Genomic DNA, 15666 nt, shown 5'->3' with positions numbered 1-15666 from the left:
GACGCGACCCATGGACCAGCTGATCTTCGCCGCCGAGGTCGTGCTGAACGGCCTGATGACCGGGGTCATGTACGCGCTGGTGGCGCTGGGCTTCGTACTGATCTTCAAGGCGTCGGGCGTCTTCAACTATGCCCAGGGGGTGCTGGCGCTGTTCGCGGCTCTGACGCTGGTGGGCATCCAGAACGGCCAGGTGCCCTTCGCGCATCTGATCAACGCGGCCTTCGGCACCTCGCTGCACCATTTCGGCTGGACGGTGCCCGCGGTTCTGGCCGTGGCCCTGACCGCGCTGGTGATGGTCGGCCTGGCCTTCCTGATCGAGAAGCTGGTCCTGCAGCACCTGGTGGGGCAGGAACCGATCATCCTTTTCATGGCGACCATCGGCCTTGCCTATTTCCTGGAGGGCCTGGGCGACGTGATGTGGGGTGCCGACATAAAGACGCTGGATGTGGGACTGCCGCAGGGCATCTCGGACGGGATCGAGGCCGTCACCGCGCAATGGTTCGGTTACGGCTTCTTCATCGACCGGCTGGACCTGTGGGCCACGCTGATCGCGGCGATCCTGGTGGCCGCACTGGTGGCCTTCGCGCAATACACCAAGCAGGGCCGCGCCATGCGCGCCGTGGCCGACGACCACCAGGCGGCCATGTCGGTGGGCATCTCGCTGCGCTTCATCTGGGTGATGGTCTGGTCGATCGCGGGCTTCGTGGCCCTCGTCGCGGGCATCATGTGGGGCACGAAATCGGGGGTGCAGTTCAGCCTGTCGCTGATCGCGCTCAAGGCGCTGCCGGTGCTGATGCTGGGCGGCTTCACCTCGATCCCGGGGGCCATCGTGGGCGGGCTGATCATCGGCGTGGGCGAGAAGCTATTCGAATTCGCCATCGGCCCGATGGTCGGCGGCGCGACCGAGAACTGGTTCGCCTATGTGCTCGCGCTCCTCTTCCTGGTGTTCCGACCCCAAGGCCTGTTCGGCGAACGCATCATCGAGCGGGTGTGAGCATGCCCCTTCTTCTTCAGAAAAATATCCCGGGGGTGCGGGGGCTGGCCCCCGCCACGACCGCAGCACAGGGAACGACCGCATGATCTATCGCGAGGCAGGCGACTTCAAGACCAGCTACCGGGATGACGGCCAGACCTTCCCGATCCGGCTGGACCGTTGGGGCTACTACGCGATCCTGGCGCTGGCCTTCGGGATCATTCCCTTCGTCATCAACGACTACTGGGCCAATGCGGTGCTGGTGCCGTTCCTGATCTACGCGATCGCGGCCCTGGGGCTGAACATCCTGACCGGCTATGCGGGTCAGGTCAGCCTGGGAACCGGCGGCTTCATGGCCGTGGGGGCCTATGCAGTCTACAAGCTGATGACGGCATTCCCGGATGTCAGCATCGTCATCCACATCCTGCTGGCGGGCGGCATCACCGCCGGGGTGGGCGTCCTGTTCGGCCTGCCCAGCCTGCGGATCAAGGGCTTCTATCTGGCCGTGGCCACGCTGGCCGCGCAGTTCTTCCTGGTCTGGCTGTTCAACAAGGTGCCGTGGTTCTACAACTATTCGGCCTCGGGCCAGATCACCGCGCCGACGCGCACGGTGTTCGACCAGGCAGTGACCGGCCCGGCCGCGACCGCGCCCGCGAAATACCTGATCTGCCTGGTCTTCGCCTTCGTGCTGGCCTGGGTCGCGCGCAACCTGACGCGCGGCAGCCTGGGGCGCAAGTGGATGGCAATCCGCGACATGGACATCGCGGCCGAGATCATCGGCGTGAACCCCCTGCGCGCGAAACTGTCGGCCTTCGCCGTCAGCAGCTTCTTCATCGGCATCGCGGGCGCGCTTCTGTTCGCGGTCTATCTGGGGGCTGCCGAGGTCGGCGAGGCCTTCGGCATCAACAAGAGCTTCCTTGTGCTGTTCATGATCATCATCGGCGGCCTGGGCAGCATCTTCGGCAGCTTCGCCGGCGCGGCCTTCCTGGTGCTGCTGCCGGTGCTGCTCAAGAACTTCCTGGTCGGCAACATGGGCTGGCCCACCGATCTGGCCGCCCATATCGAGCTGATGATCGTGGGCGCGCTGATCGTGACCTTCCTCATCGTCGAGCCGCACGGCCTGGCGCGCCTGTGGCGCTTGGCCAAGGACAAGCTGCGGCTGTGGCCGTTCCCGCATTAACGTCAAGACCGGGCAACCGGCATCGCATCTCTGGGAGGAGACCCGCAATGAAACTGACCCTTGCCGCCCTGGCCACCACGATGATGGCCGCAAGCCCCGCACTGGCGGACCTGATCGTGCCGAACATGTCCTATCGGACCGGCCCCTATGCCGCGAACGGCATCCCCTATGCCGACGGCTTTGCCGACTACTTCACGCTGCTCAACGAACGCGACGGCGGCATCGGCGGCCAGCGCATCCAGGTCCCGGAATGCGAGACCGCCTACAACACCGAGAAGGGGGTCGAGTGCTATGAATCGCTGCGCACCCAGAACCCGCTGGTCCTGAATCCGCTGTCGACCGGCATCACCTATCAGCTGATCCCGCGGATCACCCAGGACGGTATCCCGCTCTATACGCCGGGCTATGGCCGCACCTCGGCCAAGGACGGTTCTGTCTTCGAATGGGTGTTCAACGCGCCGGCGAACTATTGGGACGGCGCCTCGGTCGCGGTCAAGCATATCCTGGACCAGGAGGGGGGCGACCTGTCCGGCAAGAAGATCGCGCTGGTCTATCACAACTCGGCCTATGGCAAGGAGCCGATCCGGACGCTGGAGGAACTGTCCGAAAAGCACGGGTTCGAACTGAGCCTGCTGCCCGTGGACGCACCCGGCCAGGAGCAGAAGTCGCAATGGCTGCAGATCCGCCGCGACCGACCCGATTACGTGATCATGTATGCCTGGGGCGTGATGAACCAGGTCGCCATCCAGGAGGCCGTCAACATCCGCTTTCCGATGGACAAGTTCATCGGCATCTGGTGGTCGGGATCGGAGAACGACGTGCGCGCGGCGGGGGCCGGGGCCGAGGGCTACAAGGCGCTGACCTTCCACGGCGTGGGCCGAGACTATCCGCTGTACGAGGACCTGCAGACGCATGTCTATGACAAGGGTCTGGCGGCCGGTGCAGGCGATCAGGCGGGCAGCGTTCTCTATTCGCGCGGCGCCTATGCGGCGCTGGTGATCGCCGAGGCCATCGCCAAGGCGCAGGAGCTGGCCGGCACCCCCGAGATCACGCCCGCGCAGATGCGCGACGGCTTCGAGGCGCTGGACATCACCGCCGAGCGCATGGCCGAGCTGGGCCTGCCCGATTTCGGCGCGCCCATCGCGCTGTCCTGCGACAACCATGGCGGCGACGGCCTGGCCCGCGTGCAGCAGTGGAATGCCGCCGAGGGCAGCTGGTCGCTGATCACCGACTTCATCGAGCCGGATGCCGAGATCCTGGACCCGCTGATCAAGGAAGACAGCGCCGCCTATGCCGCCGAGGCGGGCCTGACCGCGCGCTGCAACTGATCCACGACCGGCGGCGGTCATTCCGCCGCCGGTTCCGCATCCAAGGGGGCTGCCCATGTTCGATACCCGGACCCAAGAGACGCTGCTGGACGTCAACAACATCGAGGTGATCTACAACCACGTCATCCTGGTCCTGAAGGGTGTCAGCCTGACGGTCCCCAAGGGCGGCATCACTGCGCTGCTGGGGGGCAACGGGGCAGGCAAGACGACGACGCTCAAGGCAATCTCGAACCTGCTGGCCAGTGAACGCGGAGAGGTGACCAAGGGCTCGATCACCTATCAGGGCGACGACATCACCGCGCTGGACCCTGCCGCCCTGGTGCGGCGCGGCGTCATTCAGGTGATGGAGGGCCGCCACTGCTTCGAGCACCTGACGGTCGAGGAGAACCTGCTGACCGGCGCCTATACCCGCCGCGACGGATCGGCCGCCATCAAGCGCGATCTGGAGATGGTCTATGACTATTTCCCGCGCCTGCGCGAGCGGCGGAAGAGCCAGGCGGGATACACCTCGGGCGGCGAACAGCAGATGACCGCGATGGGTCGCGCGCTGATGTCGCGCCCGCAGATGATCCTGCTGGACGAGCCGTCGATGGGCCTGGCCCCGCAACTGGTCGAGCAGATCTTCCAGATCGTTAAGGCCGTGAACGAGGGCGAGGGCGTCACCTTCCTTCTGGCCGAGCAGAACACCAACGTCGCGCTGCGCTATGCCCATCAGGGCTATATCCTGGAGAACGGGCGCGTCGTGATGGAGGGTCCGGCCGCGCAGCTGCGCGAGAACCCGGACGTCAAGGAATTCTACCTGGGCATGTCGGACGAGGGGCGCAAGTCCTTCCGCGAGGTGCGCAGCTATCGCCGGCGCAAGCGCTGGCTGGCCTGAGGGGGTCATCATGGGATATTACGACGATCTGGAAACGCGCGACGAGGGTCAGCGCGCCGAGGCGCTGGCCCAGGCCCTGCCGCTGGCGCTGAGCCGCGCCAAGCTGGCCCCCGCGATGGCGCGCCTTCTGCGCGACGTGGAGCCGGAGGTGGTGACCGACCGCGCCGCGCTGGCCCGCCTGCCGGTGATCCGCAAGGCCGAGCTGTCCGAGGCGCAGCGCAAGCAGCCCCCCTTCGGCGGCTATACCACCCGCCCCGCCGCGCAGTTCGACCACATCTTTCAAAGCCCCGGCCCGATCTATGAACCCGGTCGGCGCGACGGCGACTGGTGGCGGCTTGGCCGCTTCCTGCATGCCGCGGGCGTGGGGCAGGGAGACATCGTCCAGAACTGCTTCGGCTATCACCTGACGCCTGCCGGGATGATGTTCGAATCGGGCGCGCGGGCCGTCGATGCGGCGGTCCTGCCTGCCGGCACCGGGCAGACAGAACTGCAGGTGCGCGCGGCCGTCGACATCGGCACGACCTGCTATGCCGGCACGCCCGATTTCCTCAAGGTGATCCTGGACCGTGCCGACGAGATGGGCGAGGTGCTGTCCTTCACCAAGGCCGTGGTGGGCGGCGGCGCGCTGTTCCCGTCGCTGCGCCAGATGTATGCCGACCGGGGGATCGTCACGCGGCAGTGCTATGCCACCGCCGACCTGGGCAACATCGCCTATGAGAGCGAGGCGATGGAGGGAATGATCGTGGACGAGGGCGTGATCGTCGAGATCGTGCGCCCCGGCACTGGCGATCCGGTTCCCGACGGCGAGGTCGGCGAAGTGTTGGTGACCACGCTGAACCCGGATTATCCGCTGGTTCGTTTCGCGACGGGTGACCTGTCTGCGGTCCTTGTAGGCACCAGCCCTTGTGGTCGTACCAACATGCGCATCAAGGGGTGGATGGGGCGCGCCGATCAGACGACCAAGATCAAGGGCATGTTCGTGCGCCCGGAACAGGTGGCGGCCCTGGTCGCGCGCCACGCGGACGTGTCCCGCGCCCGCGTGATCGCCGATCGTCGCGGAGAGATGGACGTGATGACCGTGCAACTGGAAACTGCGGGTCAGGGGGGCGACTATGCCGCATCGGTCATGGACACGCTGAAGCTGCGCGGCGACATCGAACTGGTGGCACCGGGCAGCCTGCCCAATGATGGCAAGGTCATCGAGGATCGCCGCAGCTATGAATAGGACGCATTTGATCCGTTAACTTGATCGAAACCTTTGCCCCGGCGACAAGGATGCCTGACCGGAACGAAGGATAGACATCATGGCTGCGGGCAAGGGGCTGAACGGGCCGTCCATCATCATCAAGCGCGTCGAGGCGTCGTCCGACGGCGGCCACCACGGTGGCGCGTGGAAGGTCGCCTATGCGGATTTCGTGACCGCGATGATGGCGTTCTTCCTGCTGATGTGGCTGCTGAACGCCACCACCGAGGAGCAGAAGACCGGTCTGGCCGACTACTTCGCACCGACGGTGATCCAGACGCCGAACGCCACCACCAGCGGCGGCGGCGACGGGACCGAGGACGGCGTCCGTCACGCGGTCGAGGCGCCGCTGCCCGACAGCGACAGTGCAGGCGACTTCGAGGAGGTCGCCCGCGCCGTCCAGGACAGCCTGACCGGCACGGGCGCCGAATCATCCCAGCTGACCAACCTGCTGCAGCATGTCGTGACCCGCATGACCGACGAAGGGCTGGTGATCGAGCTGGGCGATCTGACCGACGCCCCCCTGTTCGTCGAGGACACCGCCCAGCCCCAGCCCGCCCTGTCCGAACTGATGGGAATCATCGCGCGGGTCATCCGGCATGTCAGGAACGATGTAGCGATCTCGGGCCATGTGCGCGCCTATCCCGAAACCCTGGTCGCGTCGCCGGTCTGGCCGCTGTCGGATGCCCGGGCACATACGGTGCGCAACCTGCTGGAACAGCAGGGTTTCGACGGCAAGCGCGTACAGCGGGTCAGCGGCTATGCGGACCGCAAGAACCGGCAGGGCAATCCGATGGACCCGCTGAACAACCGGATAGAGCTGATTTTACTCAGGTAGCCGTCGCGGTTAGCCTTATCTTAAGCGTTCACGGGCAGGGTGACGGACAAGACCGAAATCAGAAGGGTGTCTGTCCATGTCCATCTCCTCTGCGATGAATGCCGGCGTGTCCGGCCTTGCCGCGAACTCGTCGCGGCTGGGAACCATCTCGGACAATATCGCGAACGCATCGACCTTCGGGTACAAGCGTGTCGAGACCGACTTCAATGCGCTGGTCGTAGGGCAGGGGGCGGGTCTTTACACCGCAGGCGGCGTTCGCGCGTCGACGACGCGATCGGTGTCGCAGGACGGTGCGATCGTGACCACGTCGAATGCGCTGGATCTTGCGATGACCGGGCGGGGCATGCTGCCCGTGACGACCCTGAACGATGCAACCGGTGGGGGGGCGCCGTCGCTGATGATGACGCGGACCGGTGCGTTCCGTCCCGATGCGGGCGGCTTGCTGCGCACCGAAAGCGGGCTGGTGCTGATGGGCTGGCCCACGGCCGCGGACGGCAGCATGCCGCTTGTCGCGCGCGACACGTCGGCCGCACTGCAGCCGATCCGCATCGAATCGAACCGCCCTGTCGGGGATCCGACGACGCAGGTGTCGCTTGGCGCCAATCTGCCCGCGACAGAGACCCTGCCCACCGGCTCGGGCGACCCGCTGCCGCTGCGTGTCGAATATTTCGGCAACCTGGGAACCTCGGAATCGCTGGACATCACCTTCACGCCCGACACCAGCGATCCAACCGGCATGTCGAACACCTGGACGGTCAGCATTAGCGACAGTGCCAGTGATCCCGCGGCCAACCCGATCTCCACCTTCCAGGTGACGTTCGACGACAGCCAGGGGGCGGGGGGCGCACTGCTGAACGTCGTCGGCGGCGGCTATGATCCGGCAACCGGGGCGATCCCGCTGACCGTCGGGGGCGGCAACATAGAGCTTTCCATCGGCGTGCCGGGCGGAGCCTCGGGCCTAAAGCAGCTGGCGGCCAGCTTCTCTCCGTCGAACGTGGTCAAGAACGGCTCTCCGGTGGGGCAGCTGGTCGCGGTCGAGGTTGACCCGCAGGGCTATGTCAAGGCGACCTACGACACCGGTTTCGTCAAGGCGCTGTACAAGATCCCCGTCATCGACGTCCCGAATCCCAACGGCCTGGTGGCGGTCGAGGGGCAGGCCTTCAAGACATCGCCCGATTCAGGCGGTTTCTTCCTGTGGGATGCGGGTGATGGGCCGACGGGCGCCATCGCCGGCTATGCCCGCGAGGCGTCGACCACCGACATCGCGCAGGAACTGACGCATCTGATCACCACGCAACGCGCCTATTCGTCGAACGCCAAGATCATCCAGACGGTCGATGAGATGCTGCAGGAAACCACGAACATCAAGCGCTGATCCGCCCCGCAGGGGATCGGGTGAAGGAGGCCGGACATGAGCATTGCCAAGGCGATATCGAACGCGATGTCGGGGCTGACCGCCACCGCGCGCGGCACCGAAACGGTGGCGTCGAACATCGCCAACGTCATGACGCCCGGTTATGCCCGGCGCGATATGGTGGTGTCCGCCCAACTGCACGGCGGGGGCGTGCGCATCGACGGCATCACCCGGATCGTCAATTCCAGCCTACTCTCCGAATCGCGCCTGGCGGCCTCGTCCGTCGGTGACGGCACCGCACGGGCGTCGTTTCACCGGTCGATGGAAAAGGTCATCGGCCTTCCCGGAGAGGCGCATTCCCTGTCGGGTGCGCTGACCGATTTCCAGGCCGCGCTCAGCAGTGCGGCGACGCGGCCCGATGACGAGATCCGCCTGTCGCAGGTCGTCAGCACGGCCTCGGCGCTGGCGGACCGGCTGAACGCGGCGTCGACCGCGGTTCAGGGCGCGCGCAGCGCCGCGCAGCAGGGCATCGCGTCCGACGTGGCGACGGTGAATGCCTCGCTGGAGCGGGTGGCCTATCTGAATGCGCGCATCTCCATCCTGGATTCGGACGGCAAGGATGCGACGCCCTTGATGGACGAACGCCAGCAGGTGATCGACCGCATCGCAAGCATCATTCCCATTCAAGAGGTCGCGCGCGACTCGGGCAAGGTCGCCCTGTTCAGCGCCGAGGGGGCGGTGCTGCTGGATGGCAGCGTGCCGGCCCGGCTGGGATTTTCAGGCGCGGATCAGGTGACCGCGGGCCAGGTCGTTGGCGCACCCCTGGAACTGCTGACCCTGAACGGGACGCCGGTCACCGCGGCGCAGATGCGCCTGTTCGGCGGCGGGTCCTTGGCCGCCAACTTCCAGATTCGCGATCAGTTGGCCCCGCAGATGCAGTCGGAACTGGACGACATGGCCTTTGACCTGCACCAGCGTTTGGTCGATCCCGCTGTCGATCCGTCCCTCGGGGCTGCCGATGCCGGGCTGTTCACCGACGGCGGTGCGCGCGCGACCGCAGCGACGGTCGTGGGCCTGTCCGGTCGGATCGCGCTGAATGCGACGGTCGATCCGGGACAGGGGGGCCAGCTGTGGCGCCTGAGGTCGGGCCTGCAGGCTGCGAACGGCGAACCGACGGGCCAATCCGCGATCCTTTCCGCGCTGGTCCAGGCGCTGGACGCCTCGCGCCCGGCGCAGGCGGGCAGCGGCTTCGAGGGGAACGGCACGCTGACCGCCCGGTTCGGGTCGGTCGAGTCGCGGGTGTCGACGCGGCGCGTCGAGGCCGAGGCCGACCTGACCATCCGCAGCAGCCGCCAGTCGACCATCGCCTCCAGCCTGATGGCCGAGGGCGTGGACAGCGACGCCGAGATGCAACGCCTGCTGCAATACGAACAGTCCTATGCCGCCAATGCCCGCGTGCTGGTCGCCGTGGACGAGATGATCAACCAGATCCTGAGGATGTAGCCGTGACCCTGAACAGTATCGGTGACCAAGCCCGCGCCTATGCGCTGCAGGTCGCCTCGAACCGGATCAAGACGACCCTGTCCACCCTGACCCAAGAGGTCGCGTCCGGGCAGGTCGCGGATGTGGGCCAGCGCGTTGGCGGCAACACCCGCGCCCTGAACGAGATCGAAGGCCGCATCCAGTTGGCCGGGCAGTTGCGCCAGAACGGTCAGGATGCGGGCATCCGGCTGCAGGCGGTGCAGGACATGTTCGACGCCGTCCGGCTCAGCACGACGGAGCTGGGCCTGGCCCTGGCCACCGACCCGTTCAACGATCAGGCCCTGCTGGGGACGCGGTCGACAGAAGTGGCCAATGCGTTCGATTCGGTGATCCAGAGGCTGAACGGCACGAACAGCAACCGGTACCTTCTGTCCGGAGAGGCGTCAGACGTGGCCCCCCTGTCGGACGCGACCAGCATCCTGGATAGCCTGCAGGCCATCGTCGCGCCACTGACCACAGCCGCAGACGTCGCGCAGGCGGTGTCCGACTGGTTCGACGCTCCGGCCGGGGGGGGCGGGTTTCTGGACACGGCCTATCACGGGACCCTTGGCCAGCCGCAGCGGATCACCGTCGGAGAAGGCGTTTCGGTCGAGATGCAGACGACCGGTGCGTCCGGCCCGGTGCGCGACCTGCTGAAGGGCTTGGCGACCGCAGCCATCCTGGACCGCGGTATCCTGGCGGGCAACGTGGCCGAGCGGAGGGAGCTGTTGTCCACGGGCGGCACCCTGATGGTCGCCGCGGACAGCGCCGTTCTGGGAGAGATGGGGCGTGTGGGCCTTGCCCAGCAGACCGTCGAGCGCGCGCAGGTCACCGGGACCTCGACCCTTAACACGCTGGAACGGGCCCGCGGCGACATTCGCAGCGCCGACCCGTTCGAGACGGCAGCAGCCCTGACCGAAGTGCAAAGCCAACTGGAATCGCTCTATGCGGTCCAGGCGCGGCTGGCGAACCTCAAACTGGTGGATTTCCTGCGATGAAGACGGTTCTGCAAGCACTGATCCTGTGGATGGCCGTGGCGACCTCGGCCCTGGCTGTACCCGTGCGCATCAAGGATCTGGCAGATTTCGACGGCGTACGGGGCAACGATTTGGTCGGCTATGGGCTTGTCGTCGGCTTGGACGGGTCGGGCGACGGCATGCGCAATGCCCCCTTCACCGAAGAGATGCTGGCCGGCCTGCTGGAACGGCTTGGGGTGAACGTCACCGACGACGCCCTGAGGTCCAAGAACGTGGCGGCGGTGATCGTGACGGCCACCCTGCCGCCCTTTGCGCGGTCGGGCAGCAGGATCGACGTGAGCGTCTCTGCGATCGGCGACGCGAAAAGCCTGCTGGGCGGTACGCTGGTGATGACCCCGCTGAAGGCCGCGGATGGCAACATCTATGCCGTGGCCCAGGGATCGATCATCGCGGGCGGGGTCGCGGCGCAGGGCGACGCGGCCCGCGTGGTCGAGGGCGTGCCCACCACCGGCAGCATCCCGGTCGGCGCCCGGGTCGAGCGCGAGGTAGAGTTCGATTTCGCCGGCATCGACGACATCCGCATCGCGTTGCGCAATGCCGATTTCACCACCGCCACGCGGGTCGAGGACGCGATCAACCGTGATTTCAACCGTCAACTGGCCGTGACGCTGGACAGCGGCACGGTCGTCGTGAACTTCCGCGGCCTGGGCGACGTGAACCCCGCCCGCGTCGTCGGCCGGATCGAGAACCTGCTGATCGAACCCGAAGACCGGGCCAAGGTCGTGATCGACCACAAGTCCGGGACGATCGTGGTGGGCGAACGCGTGCGCATTTCCCGGGTGGCGGTGTCGCAGGGCAACCTGACCCTGCGCGTGGCCGAGGCGCCGCTGGTATCCCAGCCCAACCCGTTTGCCGCTGGAGAGACCGTGACCGTACCACGCACTGCCGTCGACGTGAACCAGGAACCCGGCATTGGCTTTGTCGAAGTGGCCGGAGAGACCAACCTGTCGGATCTGGTCGACGGTCTGAATGCCTTGGGGGTGCGGCCCCGCGACATGATCGACATCCTGAAATCGATCCATTCGGCAGGTGCCCTGCACGCGGACCTGATCGTCGAATAGCGATCAGGCGCGCAGGGCGCCGGTCAGCGCCGACAGCGCAAGGGCCGCCGTCCCGGGCCGCGTCTGCCGATAAAATCCGCCACGCCGCATGGCCATTATGGCCTGCGGCCCGGTGCTGTCCAGCATCCGGCCCAGATGCGCCAGCGTCGCGCGGCTGTCGGACGGAAGATCCAGGGGCAATAGGCTGGCGCGGTTGGCCCGCAGCCAGCCGCCGAACTGCCCGGCCATCAGCTTGCGCAGCCGCGCGGCCAGCGCAGGCAGGGTATCGTTGCGCCCCACCTCGGATCGGGCATGCTGGCGGTACAGCAACCCGGGTTCCGGGTCGTGGATCAGCGTCGCGCCGTGGCCCGCGCTGACCTGATAGGCCCACCAGTCATGAGAGATCACCCCCGCCCGCATCGCATGCGGCGCGCCGTGCTGCAGCAGCGCCACGGCGTGCCGGTTGAACACCGAGGTGTTGCCCGCCATGCAGGCCTGGACCAGCGCGTTGCGAAAGCCCAAGGGACGAAGGAACCGGCGCGATGGTGCCAAGGGGCGCAGGTCCGCATCGGTGATGATGGTCCGGGCGGCGTAATGGGCGGGTCCTGCCAACCCCTGCAAGGCGGACATCGCGCGGGCCAGCTTGTGCGGCAGCCACTGGTCGTCCTGATCGCAGAACGCGGCCGATGCGTCGGGGGGCACGTGATCCAGCAGCGACAGGAAGTTCCGCGTGGCGCCCGCGCGCGGTCCGTCGACCAGCCGCACCTGTCCTGCGGGCCGATCCGCCGCGAACCGTTCGACGATCTGCCGGGTTTCATCGGTCGACCCATCATCGGACACGATCAGCGACCAATCCGCGTGCGTCTGTGCCGCGATGCTGTCCAGCTGCGTGCCCAGGTGCGGCGCGCCCTGCCAGGTCGCCATCAGGATCACCACGTGATGCGCGTGCAACGGCCCCTCCGAAAAAGCAGACACCCGAAGCGGTCGCTCCGGGTGTCTGCGGTTCTGGCCCGAAGGCGCGGCAAGGGCAAGCAGGTCAGCCCGGCTGGCGGGCGATATCCTCGATCAGGACGGCGGTGACGGGGGCATCCGTCGCAGCCTTGGCGGCCTGCAGCAGACCCTCGCGCAGGGTGACAAGGTTGCGATCCGCGGTGAAGTTGCCATCGAAACCGCCGGTATTGGCGTGGATCATCAACTGGCGCAGCAGGGCGTCGCGCAGGATGTGCTCTTTCTTCGACAACGCCTGGAGGTTGGCCCCGTCGGTCTGCAGGGTCACCGTCAGGATCATCACGTCGCGCAGGTCGCCCTGACGCATCAAGGGCACGAAGAACTGGGTCGGGAACTGGAAATAGGCGGCCTCGGTGGGGTCACCCCCGCCACCATGGTCGCCACCGCCGTGGTCTCCGCCCCCGTGATCGTCGCCGCCATGATCCTCGCCACCGCCGTGGCCGTCATCGGCGGGGGCTGCGCCGTGATCGTCCGCGGCTGCGGCCTCGGTTGCGGGATCGGCCGGTGATGCGGGGGCGCGCAGCATGTCGCCGCCGAATGCGCCGCCGACCAGGGCCAGCACGGGCAGGGCGATGGGAATGATTTTCTTGATCACGGGAACACCTTCAATAGGGCAGGACGATGTCGGCGATCTGCTGGCCATAGCGCGGCTGCTGCACATCGGTGATCTGGCCGCGGCCGCCATAGCTGATGCGCGCACCGGCGATGCGGTCATAGGCGATCTCGTTGCTGCGATCGATGTCGGCGGGGCGTACGAAGCCGCTGACGGTCAGCTCGCGCAATTCGAAGTTCACGCGGACCTCTTGCGTGCCCTGGATCTGCAGCGTGCCGTTGGGCAGCGTGTCCACGACCGTCGCCGCCACCCGCAACGTCAGCTGATCGCGTCGCGAGATGTTGCCGTTGCCGCGATAGGAAGACGACGACGACGCGTCGGCCAGGTTGTCGAAGCTGGCCCCTTCGGGCAGCTTCTCGCCAAGGCGCTGCGGGATGCCGACCATCTGCGGGATCGACAGGCTCTCGCTGCTGGAGCGGTTGCGGCCGCTGCTGTTGCTGATCGTCGCCTCGTCGTCGATCTCGATCACGACGGTCAGGATATCGCCGCGGATGGCCGCGCGACGGTCGCTGATCAACGAAGACTGGGTGCCGGCCCACAGTGAGGCCGCGGCCTCGGGGCGGCCCGAATCCAGCGGCAGGTTCAGGGGCGGATTGGTCATCGCCAGGAATTCCTCGGTCTCGCGGGGCGAGGTCAGTTCGGGCGGCTGGCCGATATTGGCGGCGCGCGAACAGCCCGCGGCGGCAAGGGCCAGGCACAGCAGATAGGCGGGTTTCATCGTCGTTCCTCTCAATTGGTGACGGCCAGCGTGCCGTCCGGCATCACCTGGGCGGTGACCGTGCTGCGCGAGCCCATGTTCATGACGCGGATCAGTTCTCCGGCGGCGCCGTCCGACATGGCGCGTCCCTCGGTGTCGATCTGCAGGGCGCCCCGCTGAAAGCGCAGGCGCACGATCTGATTGCGGCCGATCACGCGGGGCGCCTGCAGCATGTTGGCGTGCAGCGGCCGGCCTTCGTAGATGGTGATGCGGGTCTGCATCCCGATCGCAGCGGACGGGTCTGTCAGGCCGGGCCGGTCGCTGTCGATCACCGTCAGGTCGCCCGCCGCGATCACGTGCCCGACCGGCAGGGTGTGCGCCGCGCCCAGGGCGCCTGCGAAGGCCGCCCCCGGCAGCAGCGCCAGTATCACGATCAGCGCCCGCATCACCGCACCTGCGTCGTGGCGCCGAGCATCTGGTCGGCAGCGGTGATGACCTTGGCGTTCAGCTCATAGCCGCGCTGCGCCTTGATCAGGTCGGTGATCTCGCGCACCGCATCGACCGAGCTTTCCTCCAGATAGCCCTGGCGCAGGGTGCCCAGGCCGTCCTGGCCGGGATTCACGACCTGCGGGCCGCCCGAGGCTGCGGTCTCGATGAACAGGTTGGACCCGATCGCCTCGAGGCCCTTCTCGTTTGCGAAACCGGCCAGGGTCAGCTGGCCCAGCAGCTCGGCATCGACCCGGTCGGCGAAGTAGGCATAGACCTCTCCGCCGGCATTGATGGTGATGGCGCGGGCATCCTCGGGGATGGTGATGTCGGGGACGACCGGATAGCCGTCCGAGGTCACGATCTGCCCCTCGGGCGAGCGCTTCAGCCCGCCGTCGCGGGTATACCCCGAGACCCCGGACGGCAGCGTCACCTCAAGATAACCATCGCCCTCGATGGCCAGGTCCAGGTCGCCGCCCGTCTGCGTCAGCGCGCCCTGCTGCAGGTTCACGCTGACCGCTGTCGGGCGCACGCCAAGGCCCAGCTGGACCCCGGCGGGGATCACCGTTCCGTCGGCGGCGGTGACGCTGCCCGGACGGGCGGCCTGCTGGTAGTGCAGGTCCGCGAATTCGGCACGGCGGGCGTTGTAGCCGGTCGTGGACATGTTCGCGAGGTTGTTCGAGATGACCTCGACGCGGGTCTGCTGCGCGCTCATGCCGGAGGCGGCGATCTGCAGGGCTCTCATGGTGGCTCCTTATCGGGTCATGGCGGTGATCGCGCCGCGGATCCGCTGATCCTCGCGATCCAGGAAAGTCTGGCCCAGCTCGTAGGCGCGCTGGACCTCGATCATGCGGGTGATCTCGAAGATCGGGTCGACGTTGCTGTCCTCCAGGAAGCCCTGGCGGATGCGGCCCTCCTCGACCAGCTGCGGCTCGCCCTCGACGGCGAAGCCGGTGCCGCTCTGGCGGGTCAGGTCGGTGCCTTCGGGCGGGGTGAACAGGCCGATGCGGCCAAAGGGCAGGCCGTTCGACGACAGCGTGCCGTCGGCACCGATGGCCACCGCATTGGCGCCGGCCGGCAGGATGATCGGCGCCTGACCCTCGTCCAGCAGACGGTGGCCGTCGGCGGTCATCAGTTCCCCCTCGGCCGAGGGGATGAAGGCGCCCGCGCGGGTCAGGCGCAGCCCGTCGGGCGCCTCGACCAGAAAGAACCCCTCGCCCTCGATGGCCAGGTCCATGCTGTTGTTGGTCTGCGTCAGCCCGCCCTGCTGCAGGTCCAGCAGGCGGCCGCGGGCGTGGGCCATCGACAGCGTGTCGCCCTGCCTGTCCAGCGCGGACAGGTGTTCGGCAAAGATCACCCCCTCGCGCCGGTAACCGGTGGTGTTGGCATTGGCGATGTTGTTGGCCACGACACGCATTTCGGCCATCAGGCCGGATTGCCGCGACAGGCTGGCATAGATTGCGTTGTCCAT

At 67.2% G+C, this 15666-nt stretch carries 16 protein-coding genes; 10 read left to right on the top strand and 6 right to left on the bottom strand.

Features of this window, described 5'->3' with window-relative positions; all coding sequences use genetic code 11:
• Positions 1-10 precede the first annotated feature (10 nt).
• The 10 genes from FHD67_RS03335 to FHD67_RS03290 all read left to right on the top strand — a co-directional run bounded on the left by FHD67_RS03335 (position 11) and on the right by FHD67_RS03290 (position 11412).
• A complete protein-coding gene (locus FHD67_RS03335) occupies positions 11-994 on the top strand; it encodes a branched-chain amino acid ABC transporter permease (RefSeq protein WP_046000715.1) in 984 nt (327 codons plus the stop codon).
• A gap of 82 nt (positions 995-1076) precedes the next feature.
• Positions 1077-2153 carry a branched-chain amino acid ABC transporter permease gene (locus FHD67_RS03330; protein WP_046000716.1) on the top strand — a complete coding sequence of 359 codons (1077 nt, stop codon included), beginning with the start codon at positions 1077-1079 and terminating at the stop codon, positions 2151-2153.
• A gap of 47 nt (positions 2154-2200) precedes the next feature.
• Entirely contained in the window at positions 2201-3481 is a 1281-nt protein-coding gene (locus FHD67_RS03325; RefSeq protein ID WP_046000717.1) for an ABC transporter substrate-binding protein, read from the top strand.
• 55 nt (positions 3482-3536) lie between these two features.
• Positions 3537-4358, top strand: a complete 822-nt coding sequence (locus tag FHD67_RS03320; RefSeq protein ID WP_045980988.1) for an ABC transporter ATP-binding protein — start codon at positions 3537-3539, stop codon at positions 4356-4358.
• A 10-nt stretch (positions 4359-4368) separates the two neighbouring features.
• The gene (locus tag FHD67_RS03315) at positions 4369-5583 is read left to right on the top strand and encodes a phenylacetate--CoA ligase family protein (RefSeq protein WP_139597804.1); all 1215 of its coding nucleotides are present in this window, start codon (positions 4369-4371) and stop codon (positions 5581-5583) included.
• Between the two features lie 79 nt (positions 5584-5662).
• A complete protein-coding gene (locus FHD67_RS03310; RefSeq protein ID WP_046000719.1) occupies positions 5663-6439 on the top strand; it encodes a flagellar motor protein MotB in 777 nt (258 codons plus the stop codon).
• Positions 6440-6515: 76 nt separating this feature from the next.
• Complete coding sequence (locus FHD67_RS03305) at positions 6516-7814, top strand: flagellar hook protein FlgE (RefSeq protein WP_139597803.1); 1299 nt, start codon at positions 6516-6518, stop codon at positions 7812-7814.
• A 36-nt stretch (positions 7815-7850) separates the two neighbouring features.
• A complete protein-coding gene (flgK, locus tag FHD67_RS03300; protein WP_139597802.1) occupies positions 7851-9296 on the top strand; it encodes a flagellar hook-associated protein FlgK in 1446 nt (481 codons plus the stop codon).
• A gap of 2 nt (positions 9297-9298) precedes the next feature.
• The gene (locus FHD67_RS03295) at positions 9299-10312 is read left to right on the top strand and encodes a hypothetical protein (protein ID WP_045980983.1); all 1014 of its coding nucleotides are present in this window, start codon (positions 9299-9301) and stop codon (positions 10310-10312) included.
• The gene (locus tag FHD67_RS03290; protein WP_045980982.1) at positions 10309-11412 is read left to right on the top strand and encodes a flagellar basal body P-ring protein FlgI; all 1104 of its coding nucleotides are present in this window, start codon (positions 10309-10311) and stop codon (positions 11410-11412) included. The genes FHD67_RS03295 and FHD67_RS03290 overlap by 4 nt, the downstream gene beginning before the upstream one ends.
• Before the next feature lie 3 nt (positions 11413-11415).
• On the opposite strand, the gene FHD67_RS03285 is transcribed toward FHD67_RS03290, so the two are convergent.
• The 6 genes from FHD67_RS03285 to FHD67_RS03260 form a co-directional block, all read right to left on the bottom strand.
• Positions 11416-12342, bottom strand: a complete 927-nt coding sequence (locus FHD67_RS03285) for a glycosyltransferase (protein ID WP_218062266.1) — start codon at positions 12340-12342, stop codon at positions 11416-11418.
• An 85-nt stretch (positions 12343-12427) separates the two neighbouring features.
• Entirely contained in the window at positions 12428-12994 is a 567-nt protein-coding gene (locus tag FHD67_RS03280) for a hypothetical protein (RefSeq protein ID WP_139597800.1), read from the bottom strand.
• A gap of 10 nt (positions 12995-13004) precedes the next feature.
• Positions 13005-13730, bottom strand: coding sequence for a flagellar basal body L-ring protein FlgH (gene flgH, locus FHD67_RS03275; protein WP_046000723.1), 726 nt, complete (start codon positions 13728-13730; stop codon positions 13005-13007).
• Between the two features lie 11 nt (positions 13731-13741).
• Positions 13742-14155 (bottom strand): flagellar basal body P-ring formation chaperone FlgA, encoded by a 414-nt coding sequence (gene flgA, locus FHD67_RS03270; protein ID WP_139597799.1) that lies wholly within the window; start codon positions 14153-14155, stop codon positions 13742-13744.
• On the bottom strand, positions 14155-14940 hold the full coding sequence (gene flgG, locus FHD67_RS03265) for a flagellar basal-body rod protein FlgG (protein ID WP_045980979.1): 786 nt from the start codon (positions 14938-14940) through the stop codon (positions 14155-14157). Before flgG ends, flgA begins: the two co-directional genes overlap by 1 nt.
• A gap of 9 nt (positions 14941-14949) precedes the next feature.
• Positions 14950-15666, bottom strand: coding sequence for a flagellar hook-basal body complex protein (locus tag FHD67_RS03260; protein ID WP_045980978.1), 717 nt, complete (start codon positions 15664-15666; stop codon positions 14950-14952).

Origin of the sequence: Paracoccus haeundaensis (assembly GCF_006239215.1) — a bacterium.
GTDB classification, from domain to species: domain Bacteria; phylum Pseudomonadota; class Alphaproteobacteria; order Rhodobacterales; family Rhodobacteraceae; genus Paracoccus; species Paracoccus marcusii.
This window is presented reverse-complemented; position numbering and strand designations above follow the sequence as displayed.

Excerpts from the sequence above, each read along its gene's own strand:
- FHD67_RS03335 (WP_046000715.1), top strand. The coding sequence starts at position 11 with ATGGACCAGCTGATCTTCGCCGCCGAGGTCGTGCTGAACGGCCTGATG.
- FHD67_RS03330 (WP_046000716.1), top strand. The coding sequence starts at position 1,077 with ATGATCTATCGCGAGGCAGGCGACTTCAAGACCAGCTACCGGGATGAC.
- FHD67_RS03325 (WP_046000717.1), top strand. The coding sequence starts at position 2,201 with ATGAAACTGACCCTTGCCGCCCTGGCCACCACGATGATGGCCGCAAGC.
- FHD67_RS03320 (WP_045980988.1), top strand. The coding sequence starts at position 3,537 with ATGTTCGATACCCGGACCCAAGAGACGCTGCTGGACGTCAACAACATC.
- FHD67_RS03315 (WP_139597804.1), top strand. The coding sequence starts at position 4,369 with ATGGGATATTACGACGATCTGGAAACGCGCGACGAGGGTCAGCGCGCC.
- FHD67_RS03310 (WP_046000719.1), top strand. The coding sequence starts at position 5,663 with ATGGCTGCGGGCAAGGGGCTGAACGGGCCGTCCATCATCATCAAGCGC.
- FHD67_RS03305 (WP_139597803.1), top strand. The coding sequence starts at position 6,516 with ATGTCCATCTCCTCTGCGATGAATGCCGGCGTGTCCGGCCTTGCCGCG.
- flgK (WP_139597802.1), top strand. The coding sequence starts at position 7,851 with ATGAGCATTGCCAAGGCGATATCGAACGCGATGTCGGGGCTGACCGCC.
- FHD67_RS03290 (WP_045980982.1), top strand. The coding sequence starts at position 10,309 with ATGAAGACGGTTCTGCAAGCACTGATCCTGTGGATGGCCGTGGCGACC.
- flgH (WP_046000723.1), bottom strand. The coding sequence starts at position 13,730 with ATGAAACCCGCCTATCTGCTGTGCCTGGCCCTTGCCGCCGCGGGCTGT.
- flgA (WP_139597799.1), bottom strand. The coding sequence starts at position 14,155 with ATGCGGGCGCTGATCGTGATACTGGCGCTGCTGCCGGGGGCGGCCTTC.
- flgG (WP_045980979.1), bottom strand. The coding sequence starts at position 14,940 with ATGAGAGCCCTGCAGATCGCCGCCTCCGGCATGAGCGCGCAGCAGACC.
- FHD67_RS03260 (WP_045980978.1), bottom strand. The coding sequence starts at position 15,666 with ATGGACAACGCAATCTATGCCAGCCTGTCGCGGCAATCCGGCCTGATG.